This is a genomic window from Pseudonocardia petroleophila (assembly GCF_014235185.1).
Lineage (GTDB): Bacteria > Actinomycetota > Actinomycetes > Mycobacteriales > Pseudonocardiaceae > Pseudonocardia > Pseudonocardia petroleophila.
In genome coordinates this window covers 3,242,747-3,257,081 of sequence record NZ_CP060131.1, presented here as the reverse complement: position 1 = coordinate 3,257,081, position 14,335 = coordinate 3,242,747, and the positions used below count along the sequence as shown (strand labels likewise).

Genomic DNA, 14,335 nt, shown 5'->3' with positions numbered 1-14,335 from the left:
TGTGCCACCGTCCCCGGTCGGGCCGCCCGGCTACCGCAGCCCGTGCACCAGGTCGACGATCTCGCGGGCCAGCAGCTCCGGTTCCTGCCACGGCACGAAGTGGCTGCTGCCCGGCGACGCGACGGCCCGGCCGTGGGGGTGGCGGGCCGCCTCCGCGGCGGTGAACGCGACCTGCGCGGCGCGACGGCGGCGCTCGCCCCGGTCGGGCCGCGACCCCACGACGGTCGTCACCGGGACGTCGGGCAGGCCGGCCCGCTCCAGCCGCGGCAGCACCCGCATCCGCGGGTCGGCGTCGCGCACCTCGGCGTTCCCGGCGCGCCAGTTGCGGCCCTCCGCGACCGCCGCGAGCAGCCCGTCGCGCCCGTCCCCCGGGACGAGCGCCGCGAGGCCGGGCCCGAGGGCGGCGCGAGCGAGCGGGCCGTGCGCCCCGACCCGGGACAGGCCTGCGATCAGCGCGAACGACGTCCGGACGAACGGCATCATCGACGGCGGGACGAGTGCACTCGTCGTCGGGTCGGCGAGCACCATCCCGGCGACGCGGTCCGGCGCGACGGCGGCGAGCGCCCGCAGCAGCACCGCTGCGAAGCTGACCCCGGCCAGCACGACCGGGGTGCCGGGGCTGACGGCGTCGAGCAGCCCGCGCAGGTCCGCGACGAGCGCCGGGACGGTCCGGGGGCGCGGCCCGTCGTCGCTCGTCCCGTAGCCGGCCCGGTCGTAGGACAGCGTGCGGGTGTGCGCGGCGACGATCCGCTGCACCGGCCGCCACACCGGCAGGCAGATCCCCGCGCCGGACTCGAACACGACCAGCGGCCCGCCCGCGCCGCCCTCCAGGGTGGCCAGGGCACGGCCGTCGGGGAGCCGTGCGCGGCCGGGGACGAGGGGCGTCACCCCGGCCGGCCGGCCCGCCAGTCGCTGGGTGACATGCCGTAGGCGGCGCGGAAGGCCCGGCTGAACGTCGCGAGGTCGGCGAAGCCCCAGCGGCGGGAGACGTCGGTGATGGAGCGGGCGGCGGAGCGCGGGTCGAACAGGTCGCGCCGGCATCGCTCCAGGCGCAGGCGCTGGATCTGCTGGGACACCGTGCCGCCGCGGTGGGCGAAGAGCCGGTGCAGGTGGCGGGTGGAGACGAAGTGCGCCGCCGCGATGCCCGCCGGCCCGAGGTCGGGGTCGGCGAGGTGCTCGACGATGTAGGCGTCGATGCGGCGCAGCAGGTCGTCGGCGGAGCGGGTGGGCTCGGCGGGGCGCACCTGCTCCCCTGCGACGGTCGCGACGAGCTCCGCCACCTCCGACGCCAGCCGCACGCCGCCCGCGGGGCTCAGCTCCGGCGGGCCCGCGACCAGGTCGCGCAGCACCCGCCCGACGATCGCCCCCAGCCCGGTGCCCCCGCTCAGCCGACGGGCGGTGAGCTGCTGCGACGCGGCGGGGTCGAGGGCGATGCTGGCCCGCGGCCAGGTGAACACCAGCAGCTCCCACTCGCCGTGCAGACCCCAGTGGAAGGGCCGGTCGGTCTCGTAGACGGCGAAGTCGCCGGGGTGCAGCACGGCCTCCCGCCCGTCCTGCGTCACCCGCGCCCCTCCCGCGGCGATGAGGCCGACCTGCAGGTAGACGTCGTCGTCGCGGCGGGCCAGGCCCGGGGTGCGGCTGCAGCCCTGCGGCTCGGACGAGACGGAGGCGACCTTGAGGTGCCCCAGCCCTCCGCAGCGGACCGAGCCGGCGAAGTCGGCGTGCCGGTCGGCGTGGATGTCGAGCGCGACGAAGTTGTCGCGGATCAGGTCCCGCCAGACGTCCAGGCGGTCGGTGGCGGCGGTGGTGGTCGCCGCGGTGGAGGGTGAGTCCATGTGCGCCTCGGCTGTTCGGTTCCGTCGACCCTAGGAGGGCCCCCGACGGGGGTCAACGCCTCCGCCGATGTGTCACTGAACGACAACACGTTCGTCACACAGGGCCAAACGCCGGGCGCCGGGGCGTCCCAGGATGCAGCGATGACCGCGATCGAGGACATCCCCCTCACCGACGTCACCACCACCACGGTGCGGGCCGCGTGCCCGCACGACTGCCCGGACACCTGCGCGATGCTCGTGACCGTGGAGAACGGGAAGGCCACGGAGGTGCGGGGCGACCCCGACCACCCGTTCACCAACGGCGGCCTCTGCGTCAAGGTGAACAACTACCCGGACAAGGTCTACAACCCCGAGCGCCTGCTGCACCCGATGCGCCGCGTCGGCCCGAAGGGCAGCGGCCGGTTCGAGCAGATCACCTGGGACGAGGCGCTCACCGAGATCGTGAGCCGCTTCCGGGCTACGATCGACGAGCACGGGCCCGAGTCCGTGATGCCGGTGAGCTACCTGGGCACCCAGGGCATCCTCAACGGCCTCAACGTCGGCGACCCGTTCTTCAACAAGATGGGCGCCACCGTCTCCGAGCGCACGTACTGCGACTCCGGCGCGTGCACGGCGTACACGATGACGATCGGCGCCACCGCGGGCGTCGACCCGGAGAGCCTCGTGCACTCCCGCTACATCATCATCTGGGCCTGCAACATGGTCTCGACGAACCTGCACCTGTGGCCGTTCGTCGCCGAGGCGCAGAGGCGCGGCGCGAAGGTCGTCGTCATCGACCCGATGAAGCACCGCACCGCGAAGCGCGCCGACTGGCACATCCCGATCCGGCCCGGCACCGACGGCGCGCTCGCGCTGGCGATGATGCACGTGATCATCAGCGAGGGCCTCACCGACGAGGACTACATCCGCGACCACACCGTGGGCTACGAGGAGCTGGCGGAGCGGGTCCGGGAGCACACCCCGGAGTGGGCGTCGGAGCAGACCGGGATCCCGGCCGAGGACATCCGCACGCTGGCCAGGGAGTACGCCACGTCCGCGCCGTCGATGATCCGCATCGGCGTCGCCATCGAGCGGCACGCGGGCGGCGGCCAGACCGTCCGCTCCATCGCCTGCCTGCCCGCGCTCGTCGGCGCCTGGAAGAACGTCGGCGGCGGGCTGCTGCAGCTGCCGCTGTGGGCGCACCCGGTCAACTGGGGCGCGCACATGCACCCCGAGCTGCAGACGCCGGGCACGCGCGTGGTCAACCAGTACCTGCTCGGTCGCGCGCTGAACGGCGAGATGCAGCTGGACCCGCCGATCAACGCGCTGATGGTCTACAACTCCAACCCGCTCGTCGTGTGCCCCGAGCAGGACAAGATGGCCGAGGGCCTGGCCCGCGAGGACCTGTTCACGGTGGTCAGCGACCACGTCCTGACCGACACCGCGCGCTACGCCGACATCGTCCTGCCCGCCACCACCCAGCTCGAGCAGAAGGACCTCATGTTCAGCTGGGGCCACTTCTACATCACCTACAACGAGCCGGCGATCGAGCCGCTGGGCGAGGCGATCCCCAACACCGAGCTGTTCCGCAGGCTCGCGGCGCGCATGGGCTACACCGAGCCCTGCTTCACCCGCACCGACGACGAGATGATGGCGGAGGCCTACGACTGGGACGCCCCGGCGATGGAGGGCATCACCCTGGAGTCGCTGCGCGAGTCCGGCTGGGCCCGGCTCAACCTGCCCGGCCCCGACGAGTACGCCCCGCACGCGGAGGGCAACTTCCCGACGCCGTCGGGCAAGACCGAGTTCAAGTCGTCGATCGAGAACAACTTCGTCGTGCCGCTGTTCCGCCAGGGCAGCAACGACCACCAGCCCGGCGAGCACGTCGACCCGGTCCCGCACTACGTCCCGCCGCGGGAGACGGCCGACGGCGGCTACCGGCTCAACCTGATCTCCCCGAAGTCGCACGCGTTCGTCAACTCCAGCGCGGGCGACCAGGACAAGCAGAAGCGCGTCCAGGGCGAGCAGTCGGTGATCCTGCACCCGCAGGACGCCGAGGAGCGCGGCATCTCCGACGGGCAGTACGTCCGGGTCTACAACGACCGCGGCCAGTACATCGCGCTGGCCCAGGTCAGCGAGGACATCGCGCCGGGCGTGGCGCTGTCGCCGATGGGCGTGTGGCGCAAGAACGCGAAGGACCAGTCGACGGTCAACGCCGTCAACCCGTTCCGGTTCGCCGACCTGGGCAATGCGCCGACCTTCTCCGACACCCGCGTCGAGGTCGAGGTCGTCTGATGGGAGGTCCGTCGGTCGGGACCGCGACCGCGCTGTGGCGGGCCGCCCTGGGCGGCCCGCCGCTGGTCGGGAGCGAGCCCGTGCCCGTCCCGGACGCGGCGGGCCGCGTCACGGCCGGGCCGGTGCTCGCCCGGCTCTCCGCCCCCGCCGTGCCCTGCTCGGCGATGGACGGGATCGCGGTCACGGCCGCGGACACGGCAGGCGGCACGGTCGCGGCGGACGGGTTCGAGGTCGTCGACACCGGTGACCCGATACCGCCCGGACGCGACGCCGTCGTGATGCGGGAGCACCTGCGCCGACGGCCCGACGGCACGGTCGGGCTGCCCGGCCCGGTCCCGGCCGGGCAGCACGTGCGCCCGGTCGGGGAGGCGGTACGGGCCGGGGCGGAGGTCGTCCCGGCCGGGCGGGTGCTGCGGCCCGCCGACCTCGCCGCCGCGGCCACCGGCGGCCTGCGCACGGTCGAGGTGCGGCGGCGCCCGGTCGTCACGGTCGTCCCGACCGGCGACGAGGTGCGCCCGCTGGGTGCCGACCTGGGGCCGGGCGAGCTGCTCGACACCAACTCGATCATGCTGGCCGCGACGCTGCGCGCATGGGGCGCCGACGTGCGCGTCACCGGCATCCAGCCCGACCTCCCCGAGCGGATCCGCGACACCGTCCGCTCCGCCGCGCGGGACTCCGACCTCGTGCTGGTGCTCGCCGGGTCCAGCGCGGGCCGCGACGACCACACCGCGGGCGTGGTCCGCGGGCTCGGGTCGGTCGTCGTGCACGGCGTCGCCATCCGGCCCGGGCACCCGGTGCTGCTCGGCACGCTCCACGGCGCGGGCGGCCGCGTGGTCGTGCCCGTCGTCGGCGTGCCCGGCTACCCCGCGGCGGCCGCGCTGTCGGTCGAGCTGTTCGCCCTCCCGCTGCTGGCCGACCTGCAGGGCAGGAACCCCGAACGGCGCCCGTCGGTCCCGGCCCGGCTGTGCGGTGCGGTCCCGAGCCGGCCGGGTGTCGAGGAGTACGTCCTGGTCGCCCTGCCCGGGGACGGCACCGCCGTGCCGCTGTCGCGCGGCGCCGGGTCCCAGTCGGCGCTGGCGCGGGCCGACGCCGTCCTGCGGATCGACGCCGGCTGCGCGGGCCACGAGGCCGGCGACGCCGTACTGGTGCAGCCCGTCGACCAGCCCGGCTGGGCCGGGGCCGGGCCGGTGGCGGAGGGCGGCGGGCGCCTCGCCGTGTGAGCCGCCTCCCAGCATGCGGACGCCGATGGTGCCGGTGGCCGGACAAGTGGCACCCTGAGCGGGTGATCCGGGCTCTGGCGCTGCGTCTCGTGGCTCGCCGCCACGTCGACCTGCAGCGCGTCTGCAGCGCGATCTGTCGCGCCGCGCGCTGAACCACGCCCGTCCCCGATCCGTTCCCGACGCGCCGCACCACCACACCCTGCGCGTACTGCACCCAGCCCGGAGGCTCCCGCCGTGCCCCCCACCACACCTGTGAAGCGCAAGCGCGGGGAGGGCCAGTGGAAGCTGGGCCACCGCGAGCCGCTGAACCCGAACGAGCGCACCAAGAAGGACGACGACGGGCTCAACGTCCGTGCGCGCATCGAGAACGTCTACGCCAAGCGCGGCTTCGACTCGATCGACCCCGCCGACCTGCGCGGCCGGATGCGCTGGTGGGGCCTCTACACCCAGCGCCGTCCCGGGATCGACGGCGGCCGCACCGCGGCGCTGGAGCCCGAGGAGCTCGACGACTCGTACTTCATGCTGCGCGTCCGGCTCGACGGCGGGGCGCTGACCACCGAGCAGCTCCGCGCGCTCGGCGAGATCAGCCAGGACCACGCCCGCGACACCGCCGACGTCACCGACCGGCAGAACATCCAGTACCACTGGATCGACGTCGTCGACATGCCGGCGATCTGGGCGAAGCTCGAGGGCCTGGGCATGGTCACCACCGAGGCGTGCGGCGACACCCCGCGCGTCGTGCTCGGCTCCCCCGTCGCCGGGGTGTCGGCCGACGAGGTGCTCGACCCGCAGCCCGCCATCGACGCGATCGTGGCGAGGTACGTCGGCAACCCCGAGTTCTCGAACCTGCCGCGCAAGTTCAAGTCGGCGATCTCCTGGCAGCAGGACGTCGCGCACGAGATCAACGACGTGTCGTTCATCGGCTCGGTGCACCCGGAGCACGGCCCCGGATTCGACGTCTGGGTCGGCGGCGGGCTGTCCACCAACCCGAAGATCGCCCAGCGGCTCGGCGCGTGGGTGCCGCTCGACGAGGTCCCCGACGTGTGGGCCGGGATCATCTCGGTGTTCCGCGACTACGGCTACCGCCGGCTGCGCCACCGCGCCCGCATCAAGTTCCTCGTCGCCGACTGGGGCGTCGAGGAGTTCCGCCGGGTGCTGGAGGACGAGTACCTGGGCCGGAAGCTCATCGACGGGGACGCGCCGCCCACGCCGGAGCGCCCGATCGACCACGTCGGCGTGCACCGGCAGGTCGACGGCCGCAACTACGTCGGCGTGGCCCCGGCGTCCGGCCGCGTCTCCGGCACCGTCCTGGTCGCGCTGGCCGACGCCGTCGAGAAGGCGGGGTCGGGCCGCGTCCGGCTCACCGCGCAGCAGAAGATCGTCGTCCTCGACGTCGCCGACGACCGCGTCGACGCGCTGGTCGCCGAGCTCAACACGCTCGGCCTGCAGGCCGACCCGTCGCCGTGGCGGCGCGCGACGATGGCCTGCACCGGCATCGAGTTCTGCAAGCTCGCGATCGTGGAGACCAAGGAGCGGGCGATCCGGCTGGTCGAGGAGCTGGAGAAGCGCCTCGCCGACGTCGTGCCGGAGCACCCCATCTCCATCCACCTCAACGGCTGCCCCAACTCCTGCGCCCGCACCCAGGTCGCCGACATCGGGCTCAAGGGCCAGATCGTCACCGACGCGGCGGGCGAGCAGGTCGAGGGCTTCCAGGTGCACCTGGGCGGCGGGCTCGGGCTCGACTCCGGCTTCGGCCGCAAGCTGCGCGGGCTCAAGGTCACCAGCGCCGAGCTGGGCGACTACGTCGACCGGGTCGTGCGGCGCTTCGCCGCGCAGCGCACCGAGGGCGAGCGCTTCGCGCAGTGGGTGCTGCGCGCGGACGAGGACGACCTCAAGTGACCCGTGCGCGGAAACGGCTGCTCCGGCGCGCCTTTCCGCTCACGGGCGCCGGAGGCGCGGAATGAGCGAGCGCGCCGTTCCCTTCTACTGCCCGTACTGCGGTGACGAGGACCTGCGGCCCGCCGAGGCCGCCCACGGGGCCTGGTACTGCGGGTCCTGCCTGCGCACGTTCACGCTGAAGATGATCGGGATCGGAGTGCCCTCATGAGCCTGGCCACGGAGACCGACCTGCGGGGGCTCGCCGAGCGCGGCGCCGCCGACCTCGGACCGGACGCCACGGCGCAGCAGGTGCTGGCCTGGGCGGCGGAGACGTTCGGCGAGCGGCTGATCGTCGCGTCGAACATGCAGGACGCCGTGCTCGTCGACCTCGCCGCGACGGCCGCCCCGGGCGTCGACGTGCTGTTCCTGGAGACCGGCTACCACTTCGCCGAGACCATCGGCACCCGCGACGCCGTGGAGCACACCTACGACGTGCGCATCGTGAACGCGCAGGCGCGCCGGTCGGTCGCCCAGCAGGACCTGGAGTTCGGCAAGGACCTGTTCGCCCGCGACCCCGGGGCGTGCTGCGCGATGCGCAAGGTCGAGCCCCTGCAGGAGACCCTGGCCGGCTACGACGCGTGGGTCACCGGCGTGCGCCGCGTCGAGGCGCCCACCCGGGCGAACACGCCGCTGATCCAGTTCGACGAGAAGTTCGGGCTCGTGAAGATCAACCCGATCGCGCCGTGGAGCGACGAGGACATGGACGCCTACATCGCCGAGCACGGGGTGCTGGTCAACCCGCTCGTCGCCGAGGGCTACCCGAGCATCGGCTGTGCGCCGTGCACCGCGAAACCGGCGCCCGGCGCCGACCCCCGATCCGGCCGGTGGGCCGGCACCGCCAAGATCGAATGTGGGTTGCACCCGGCATGACGGCTCCCGTGATGGACGCCCTGGACGCGCTGGAGTCCGAGGCGATCCACATCTTCCGCGAGGTCGCGGGCGAGTTCGACCGCCCGGTGATCCTGTTCTCCGGCGGCAAGGACTCCACGCTGCTGGTGCACCTGGCGGTCAAGGCGTTCGCGCCCGCCCCGGTGCCGTTCCCGCTGCTGCACGTCGACACCGGCCACAACTACGCCGAGGTCATCGAGTTCCGCGACCGGATCGTCGCGGAGAAGGGGCTGCGGCTGGAGGTGGCGCACGTCCAGGACTGGATCGACGACGGGCGCCTCACCGAGCGCCCCGACGGCACCCGCAACCCGCTGCAGACCGTGCCGCTGCTCGACTCGATCGTCGAGAAGCGCTACGACGCGGTGTTCGGCGGCGGGCGCCGCGACGAGGAGCGCGCCAGGGCCAAGGAACGGATCATGTCCCTGCGCGACGGCTTCGGCCGCTGGGACCCGCGTTCGCAGCGCCCCGAGCTGTGGAACCTCTACAACGGCCGGCACGCCCCCGGGGAGCACGTCCGCGTGTTCCCGATCAGCAACTGGACCGAGCTCGACGTCTGGCGCTACATCCAGCGCGAGGGGATCGAGCTGCCGTCGATCTACTTCTCGCACCGCCGCGAGGTGTTCCGGCGCGACGGCATGTGGCTCGCCGAGGGCCCGTGGGGCGGCCCGCGCGGCGCCGAGGCGCTGGAGGAGCGGACGGTGCGCTACCGCACCGTCGGCGACGGCTCCTGCACCGGCGCCGTCGAGTCCACCGCCACCACCCTCGACGAGATCATCGCCGAGGTCACGGCCAGCCGGCTCACCGAGCGCGGGGCCACACGCGCCGACGACCGGATGTCCGAGGCCGCCATGGAAGACCGCAAGCGCGAGGGGTATTTCTAAGTGAAGGATCTGCTGCGGTTCGCGACGGCGGGCTCCGTCGACGACGGCAAGTCGACGCTGGTCGGCCGGCTGCTCTACGACACCAAGTCCGTGCTGGCCGACCAGATCGAGGCCGTGCAGCGCGCGTCGGTCGACAAGGGCCTGTCCACGCCCGACCTGTCGCTGCTGGTCGACGGCCTGCGCGCCGAGCGCGAGCAGGGCATCACGATCGACGTGGCCTACCGCTACTTCTCCACTCCCACACGCGAGTTCGTGCTGGCCGACACCCCGGGCCACGTGCAGTACACCCGCAACACCGTCACCGGCGCGTCCACGGCCGAACTCGCCGTGCTGCTGGTCGACGCCCGCCACGGCGTGGTGGAGCAGACCCGGCGGCACGCCGCGGTCCTCGCGCTGCTGCACGTGCCGCGCCTGGTGCTGGCCATCAACAAGATCGACCTGATCGACTACGACGAGGCCGCGCTCACCGCCATCGCCAAGGACTTCGCCGGGCTCGCCCGCTCGCTGGGCTTCGCCGACGACGCCGTCGTCACGATCCCGGTGTCCGCGCTGGTCGGCGACAACGTCGTCGAGCGCTCCGCGCACACCCCCTGGTACGACGGCCCGACGCTGCTCGGGCACCTGGAGTCGGTCCCGGTCACCCCGCCCGAGGCCGGCGCGCCGTTCCGGCTGCCGGTGCAGTACGTCATCCGTGAGCACGCGAGCGACTACCGCGGCTACGCGGGCCAGGTCGCCTCCGGCACCGTCCGCCCCGGCGACGAGGTCGTGGTCCTGCCGGGCGGGCACCGCACCACGGTGGCCTCGGTCGACACCGCCGACGGCCCGCTGGCCACGGCGGGCGCGGGCCGCAGCGTCACCGTCCGGCTCACCGACGACATCGACATCGCCCGCGGCGACGTACTGGCCGCCGCCGACGCGCCCCCGCGCGTGACGACCGAGCTGGACGCCACGCTGTGCTGGCTGTCGGACAAGCCGCTGCGCGCCGGGGCGCGGCTGCTGCTCAAGCACGGGGCGCGCACCACGCAGGTGATCGTCGGGGCGCTGGGCGACCGGCTCGACACCGACGCCGTGGCCTACGTCGACGCCCCCGAGACCCTCGCGATCAACGACATCGCCCGGGTCAGCCTGCGCACGGCCGATCCCCTGCCCGTCGACGACTACGCCGACATCCGGACCGGGGGCAGCTTCCTGCTCATCGACCCCCCGACCGGCAACACGTTGGCGGCGGGCCTGGTCGGGTCCCCGCTGACCCTGGCCGGCTAGCGGTGTCCGGGGCCGGCGACGCCGCGCTCGTCGCGGTCGCGCACGGCAGCCGCGACCCCCGGTCCGCGGCCACCGTCGCGGCCCTGATGGACGCGGTGCGCCGCCGCCGTCCCGACCTCGACGTGCGGCTGAGCTTCCTCGACCTCTCCGCCCCCCGGCTCCCCGACGTCCTCGCCGCGGTCGACGCCGGGTACGACCGGGCCGTCGTGGTGCCGCTGCTGCTCGGGCACGCCTTCCACGCCCGCGTCGACGTGCCGGGGGCGGTCGCGGAGGCGGCCCGCCGCCATCCCCGCCTCGCGATCACCACCTCCGCGGTGCTCGGCGGCGACACCCGCCTGGAGGACGCCGCGCTCGACCGGCTCGCCGCCGTCGCCGGGCCCTTGGACGACCCGGACCTCGGGGTCGTGGTGGCCGCGATCGGCTCGTCGCACGCCCCGGCGAACGCCGCGGTGCACCGGATCGCGCAGCGCTGGGCCGCGCGGTTCGGCTGGGCCGGGGCCGGCGCGGCGTTCGCCACGGCCACGACGCCCACCGTGGCGGACGCGGTCACGGCGCTGCGGGCCGGAGGCGCCCGCCGGGTGGCGGTGGCGCCGTGGATCCTCGCGCCGGGTCTGCTCCCCGACCGCATGGCCCGCGACGCGCTCGCCGCCGACCCGGCGGCGGTGGTCGCCGCACCGCTGGCCGACCACCCCGCCGTCGCCGCCGTGGTCGTCGACCGCTGGGCGGCCGCGTCGGGCGTCGTCCCGGCGGGGCGGCTCGTCGGCTGAGCACCCGCCCACCGGGACGGTGTCCCGTCTCACGTCCGGACGTATGCGGCGCCCGCGTTCGCCCGTTCGGAGCAACATCGGACCCCACGGCGGGACGGTCGACGCGTCGGCGCAGGTCAGCGCGCCGCGAAGGGGTCCGGGAGGCTATGACCGGACATTCCGCGGCGGATCCTGCATGCCGGATGCCTCCCTTGTACCGCGCGGTCCCACCGCTCACGATGGACCGGTGATGCCGACCGAGCCGTGCGTGACGCGCATGTCCGCGGCCGCGGTGTCCCCCCTCGCCACCGACCTCGAGCGGTTCTGGCCGTCCCGGCGCGGCCACGCGTTCGACGAGTTCTGTCGCTGAGCACCTGATCCACCCGCGGACCCCCTCGCGTCCGCACACCCTCTCGTCCCGGCGCGCGCCGAACCCGACGGCCTGCCGCGCCCCCTGAAGAAGGACCACCCCCCGATGGCACGCCCGTTGACCCGCTCCCTGATCCTCGCCCTCACCGCCGCGCTCGCACTGGCCGGCTGCTCCCGCGCGGAGCCCGCACCCGACTCCGGGGCCGCGCCCGCGGCCGGCGGCACCGCCGCCGAGCTGCGGCTGGGCTACTTCCCGAACGTCACCCACGCCGCCGCGATCATCGGCGACAAGGAGGGTCTGTTCGCGAACGAGCTCGGCGACACCGCCCTGACCGTCCAGAACTTCAACGCCGGCGGCGAGGCCGTCAACGCGCTGTTCGGCGGCTCCATCGACGCGACGTTCATCGGCTCCGGCCCCGCGATCAACGCGTTCGCCCAGTCCGACGGCGCCGCGGTGCGCCTGGTCGCCGGCGCCACCGACGGCGGCGCCCAGCTCGTCGTCCGGCCCGACATCACCTCGCCCGAGCAGCTGCGCGGCGCCACCATCGCCACCCCGCAGCTCGGCAACACCCAGGACATCGCACTGAAGGTGTGGCTCGAGGAGCAGGGCCTCACCGTCGGCGCGAACCCCGACCAGGTCCAGATCGCGAACCTGGAGAACCCGCGCACGCTCGACGCCTTCCGGGCGGGCGAGGTCGACGGGGCGTGGCTGCCCGAGCCGTGGAGCTCCCGCCTGGTCCTCGACGCCGGGGCGAGCGTGCTGCTCGACGAGCGCGAGCTGTGGGAGGGCGGGCAGTTCCCCACCACCGTGCTGCTGGTCTCCACCGAGTTCCTGCAGTCCTACCCCGACACCGTCCGCGCCCTGATCCGCGGGCACATCGCCGCCACCGAGCTCGCCACCACCGACCCGACGCGCGCCAAGGCGATCGTCAACGACGGGATCGAGGAGATCACCGGCAACCGGCTCGCCGACCCGGTGATCGAGCGCGCGTTCAGCGAGCTCGCGTTCTCCACCGACCCGCTCGCCGCCACGTTCCCGCAGCTCGCCCAGGACAGCCTCGACGCCGGCATCACCGACACGCTGACCGACCTGTCCGGCTTCGTCGACGTCGCACCGCTCAACGCCGAACTGGAGGCCGCCGGGCAGCCGCCCGTCGACGCCGCCGGGCTCGACACCCCCTGAGTCCGACGCTCCACGCCCACCACACCGAGGACGAGATGACCGCCATTCTGGACCGCACCCAGGAAGCCCCCACCCGACCCGCCGCGCAGCTCACGGGGGTCACGAAGGTCTTCGGTACGGGCGCGAGCGCCGTCACCGCGCTCACCGGCGTCGACCTGCGGGTCGAGCCGGGCGAGTTCCTCTGCCTGCTCGGGGCGTCGGGCTGCGGCAAGACGACGCTGCTCAACATGCTCGCCGGGCTGGACCGGCCGACCCGCGGCACGGTGGACGTCGCGACCGACCGGCCGGCGGTCATGTTCCAGGAGCCCGCGCTGCTGCCGTGGCTCACCGCGGTGCGCAACGTCGAGCTGCCCCTGCGCCTGGCCGGGGTGGGCCGCACCGCCCGGCGCGACACCGCGCAGGAGCTCCTCGAGCTGGTCCGGCTCGACGGGCAGGCCAAGAAGCGCCCGCACGAGCTGTCCGGCGGCATGCGCCAGCGCGTGGCACTGGCCCGCGCGCTCGCGGCCACCTCGGTCGACACCACGTCGGACGGCTCCGGGCAGGGCAGCAGGCTGATGCTGATGGACGAGCCGTTCGCCGCGCTCGACGCCATCACCCGCGACGTCCTGCAGGGCGAGCTGGAGCGGGTGTGGCGGGCCACCGGCACCGCGGTCGTCTTCGTCACCCACGACGTCCGGGAGGCGGTGCGGCTGGGCCAGCGCGTGGTGCTGCTGTCCTCGCGCCCGGGCACGGTCGTGCAGGAGTGGGACCTCGCCGGGACCGCCGACCGCCGGGCCCTGACCGGCGAGATCACCGACCACCTGCGGGAGGTGATCTCGACCCATGGCCGCGCCGCCTGACACCGTCCGGCTGGCGAAGGCCGACGCCGCCGACGCCGCGGCGGTCGCGGGGCTCGACGCGCTCGACACCCCGACCGTCACCCGCACCCCGCTGTGGCGCCGGGCACTGGCCACCTCGGTGCCTCCGGTACTGACGCTCGTCGTCGTCATCGTGGCGTGGCAGGCGCTGTGGGCGTCGGCGATGTTCCCGGAGTTCAAGCTGCCGGCCCCGCTCGCCGTCGCCGAGCAGTTCAGCCGGATCGTCGTCGACGGCTCGATCTGGTCGATCACCTGGACCTCGGTCGGGCGCGCGATCATCGGCTTCCTCGTGGCCGTCGCGATCGCGACGCCGCTCGGGCTCCTGGTGGCGAAGGTCCCGTTCGTGCGCACCGCGATCGGCCCGCTGCTGTCGGGCATGCAGAGCCTGCCGTCGGTGGCCTGGGTACCGGCCGCCGTCCTGTGGTTCGGGCTCACCGACGCCACGATCTACTTCGTCGTGCTCCTCGGGTCCGTGCCGTCGATCGCCAACGGTCTGGTCTCCGGCATCGACCAGGTGCCGCCGATCCTGGGCCGGGTCGGTGACGTCATGGGCGCGGGGCGGCTCGCGTCGGCCCGGCTGATCCTGCTCCCCGCGGCGCTGCCGGGGTACCTGCAGGGCTGCAAGCAGGGCTGGGCGTTCGCCTGGCGCTCGCTGATGGCCGCGGAGATCATCGCCACCTCCCCGCAGCTGGGCGTCGGCCTGGGCGCGTACCTCAAGCAGGGCAGCGACGTGAACAACATCGCCGGGGTGATCTCGGCGATCGTGCTGATCCTCATCGTCGGGGTGGGGATCGAGCTGCTGGTCTTCAAGCCGCTGGAACGGCGCGTCCTGCGGACCCGGGGCCTGGCCGCGACCGTATGAGGTACGGACATTCGGTACG

General features: G+C 74.1%; 13 protein-coding genes. 11 read left to right on the top strand and 2 right to left on the bottom strand.

Annotated features, from left to right (window positions below):
• Window positions 1-30 precede the first annotated feature (30 nt).
• Together H6H00_RS16215 and H6H00_RS16210 are read right to left on the bottom strand one after the other, a co-directional pair.
• Entirely contained in the window at window positions 31-888 is an 858-nt protein-coding gene (locus H6H00_RS16215) for an alpha/beta fold hydrolase (protein ID WP_185716605.1), read from the bottom strand.
• On the bottom strand, window positions 885-1,835 hold the full coding sequence (locus H6H00_RS16210) for an AraC-like ligand-binding domain-containing protein (RefSeq protein WP_185716604.1): 951 nt from the start codon (window positions 1,833-1,835) through the stop codon (window positions 885-887). Before H6H00_RS16210 ends, H6H00_RS16215 begins: the two co-directional genes overlap by 4 nt.
• A 141-nt stretch (window positions 1,836-1,976) precedes the next feature.
• On the opposite strand from H6H00_RS16210, the gene H6H00_RS16205 reads away from it, so the two are divergent.
• The 11 genes from H6H00_RS16205 (at window position 1,977) to H6H00_RS16155 (ending at window position 14,316) form a co-directional block, all read left to right on the top strand.
• Entirely contained in the window at window positions 1,977-4,109 is a 2,133-nt protein-coding gene (locus tag H6H00_RS16205) for a molybdopterin-containing oxidoreductase family protein (protein ID WP_185716603.1), read from the top strand.
• Complete coding sequence (locus H6H00_RS16200) at window positions 4,109-5,329, top strand: molybdopterin molybdotransferase MoeA (protein ID WP_185716602.1); 1,221 nt, start codon at window positions 4,109-4,111, stop codon at window positions 5,327-5,329. Before H6H00_RS16205 ends, H6H00_RS16200 begins: the two co-directional genes overlap by 1 nt.
• Window positions 5,330-5,563: 234 nt before the next feature.
• A complete protein-coding gene (locus tag H6H00_RS16195; protein ID WP_185716601.1) occupies window positions 5,564-7,228 on the top strand; it encodes a nitrite/sulfite reductase in 1,665 nt (554 codons plus the stop codon).
• Window positions 7,229-7,289: 61 nt separating this feature from the next.
• The gene (locus H6H00_RS16190; RefSeq protein WP_170183721.1) at window positions 7,290-7,436 is read left to right on the top strand and encodes a PDDEXK family nuclease; all 147 of its coding nucleotides are present in this window, start codon (window positions 7,290-7,292) and stop codon (window positions 7,434-7,436) included.
• A complete protein-coding gene (locus H6H00_RS16185; protein ID WP_185716600.1) occupies window positions 7,433-8,137 on the top strand; it encodes a phosphoadenylyl-sulfate reductase in 705 nt (234 codons plus the stop codon). The genes H6H00_RS16190 and H6H00_RS16185 overlap by 4 nt, the downstream gene beginning before the upstream one ends.
• The gene (gene cysD, locus H6H00_RS16180) at window positions 8,134-9,036 is read left to right on the top strand and encodes a sulfate adenylyltransferase subunit CysD (RefSeq protein ID WP_185716599.1); all 903 of its coding nucleotides are present in this window, start codon (window positions 8,134-8,136) and stop codon (window positions 9,034-9,036) included. The genes H6H00_RS16185 and cysD overlap by 4 nt, the downstream gene beginning before the upstream one ends.
• Window positions 9,037-10,299: a sulfate adenylyltransferase subunit 1 gene (locus H6H00_RS16175; protein WP_185716598.1), complete on the top strand. Its 1,263-nt coding sequence runs from the start codon at window positions 9,037-9,039 to the stop codon at window positions 10,297-10,299.
• A gap of 2 nt (window positions 10,300-10,301) precedes the next feature.
• The gene (locus H6H00_RS16170) at window positions 10,302-11,066 is read left to right on the top strand and encodes a sirohydrochlorin chelatase (RefSeq protein ID WP_255425215.1); all 765 of its coding nucleotides are present in this window, start codon (window positions 10,302-10,304) and stop codon (window positions 11,064-11,066) included.
• A gap of 454 nt (window positions 11,067-11,520) precedes the next feature.
• Complete coding sequence (locus tag H6H00_RS16165; RefSeq protein ID WP_185722050.1) at window positions 11,521-12,597, top strand: ABC transporter substrate-binding protein; 1,077 nt, start codon at window positions 11,521-11,523, stop codon at window positions 12,595-12,597.
• Between the two features lie 35 nt (window positions 12,598-12,632).
• The gene (locus tag H6H00_RS16160; protein WP_185722049.1) at window positions 12,633-13,436 is read left to right on the top strand and encodes an ABC transporter ATP-binding protein; all 804 of its coding nucleotides are present in this window, start codon (window positions 12,633-12,635) and stop codon (window positions 13,434-13,436) included.
• Complete coding sequence (locus tag H6H00_RS16155; RefSeq protein WP_185722048.1) at window positions 13,420-14,316, top strand: ABC transporter permease; 897 nt, start codon at window positions 13,420-13,422, stop codon at window positions 14,314-14,316. The genes H6H00_RS16160 and H6H00_RS16155 overlap by 17 nt, the downstream gene beginning before the upstream one ends.
• The last annotated feature ends 19 nt before the right edge of the window (window positions 14,317-14,335 follow it).